This window comes from Nonomuraea sp. NEAU-A123, assembly GCF_018603905.1.
In the GTDB taxonomy this organism is placed as follows: Bacteria; Actinomycetota; Actinomycetes; order Streptosporangiales; family Streptosporangiaceae; genus Nonomuraea.
In genome coordinates this window covers 1-1,797 of sequence record NZ_JAHFZZ010000070.1, presented here as the reverse complement: position 1 = coordinate 1,797, position 1,797 = coordinate 1, and the positions used below count along the sequence as shown (strand labels likewise).

At 68.6% G+C, this 1,797-nt stretch carries 2 protein-coding genes; both read right to left on the bottom strand.

What is annotated here, in order from left to right; genetic code table 11:
- A partial coding sequence (locus tag KLK06_RS59365) for a VCBS repeat-containing protein (protein ID WP_214644743.1) occupies window positions 1-1,537 on the bottom strand: 1,537 nt, incomplete at its 3' end.
- Between the two features lie 67 nt (window positions 1,538-1,604).
- Window positions 1,605-1,797: hypothetical protein (locus KLK06_RS59360; protein ID WP_214644742.1), on the bottom strand; the 193-nt coding region annotated here is incomplete at its 5' end.

The following is a 1,797-nucleotide window of genomic DNA, read 5'->3' as shown; positions in this document are numbered from 1 at the left end:
GCGCGTTGAAGCCGCCGCCGGTTTTGGCGGTCCAGGTCCACAGGCCGGTTCGGGCGCCGGGGTAGTCGTAGAAGGTGCTGATGTCGGTCATGTTGTCGCCGTTGAAGTCACCGACGACGGGCTTGGCGCGGGGCTGTTCGAAGTTGCCCGCGCCCGAGTCCCAGGACATGGTGGGAGCGTTGAAGCCGCCTGCCTTGGCGGTCCAGATCCACAGGCCCGTGCGGGCGCCGGAGTAGTCATAGAAGGTGCCGACGTCTGCCAGGCCGTCGCCGTTGAAGTCACCCGCGATGGCCTTGGCGCGCGGCTGTTCGAAGTTGCCCGCGCCCGAGTCCCAGGTCATCGTGGGCGGGTTGAAGCCGCCACCTGCCTTGGCGGTCCAGGTCCACAGGCCGGTGCGGGCGCCGGGGTAGTCGTAGAAGGTGCTGATGTCTGCGAGGCCGTCGCCGTTGAAGTCGCCGGTGACGGCTTTGGCGCGCGGCTGTTCGAAGTTGCCCGCGCCCGAGTCCCAGGACATGACGGGCGCGTTGAAGCCGCCGCCAGCCTTGGCGGTCCAGATCCACAGGCCCGTGCGGGCGCCGGAGTAGTCGTAGAAGGTGCCGACGTCTGCCAGGCCGTCACCGTTGAAGTCACCCGCGATGGCCTTGGCGCGCGGCTGTTCGAAGTTGCCCGCACCCGAGTCCCACATGCTGACCGGCGGGTTGAAGCCGCCCCCGGCCTTGGCCGACCAGACGAACAGGACCGTCCGGGCCCCCGGGTAGTCGTAGAACGCGGCCACGTCGTCCAGCCCGTCACCGTTGAAGTCCGCCTTCACCTCCGAGGTGCCGGACGGAGGGTCCGTCGACGGTGTCGTCCCCGCGTCCCACAGAGCGTCGACGAGAAGCTGGGCGTCGTGGACCTCCTTGGCGTAGGCGTCCGGGACCGCCGACACCTGCACCTTCTGGCAGATGGCGCCTATGTCCCCGCTCATCCAGGAGTTGTTCGGATATTTGCGCAGCATGGCGTTGAGGAACGCGTTGGTCGCGTACACGGGGTCGATCAACTGCGCGGGCGTGCCCCAGCCCTGGGACGGACGCTGCTGGAACAGCCCCAGGCTGTCGTGGTCGCCGGCCTCCGTGTAGTTGTGCAGGGTGCTCTCGGTGATGGCCGTGGTCACGGCGATCACCGCCGCTCGCTTGTCCAGCCCTCGGTCCTTGGACGTGGCCGTGATGATCCGGGCGCAGGAGACGTTGTAGGAGTTCACGCTCTTCCCCATGCGGGGGCCGTTCATCTGCGGCCGGACCTGGTCGGCGATCGCGGTGTCCGCGCTGGTCTCGCCGCCCGGAACGCAGGCGGTGTAGGACAGTGACGCCGCGAGCGACTCGGGCACCGGCTCGCCGGCCGGGCCGGGGACGCGGCTGGTGGTGGGGGCGGGGGTCGGCTCCTGCGCTGCCGCAGGGAGAGCACCTCCGGCGAGGAGTCCTGCGGCCAAGGCGGCCGACACGGTCAGGCGGCGGGTGAAGGGTAAACGCGGGGTCGCGATGAGACGGGTGATCTTCATGATTTTCTCCAAAGAAGGGTGAGAAGTCCGCTGGCTGCGGCTTGCGCGCCGCAGCCAGCTCGCACGATCAGACAGGCTTGGTACGGAACTGCTCCCAGTTGCCCGCTCCGGAGTCCCAGGTCATGGTGGGCGGGTTGAAGCCGCCGCCGGTTTTGGCGGTCCAGGTCCACAGGCCGGTTCGGGCGCCGGGGTAGTCGTAGAAGGTGCTGATGTCGGTCATGTTGTCGCCGTTGAAGTCACCGACGACGGGCTTGGCACGG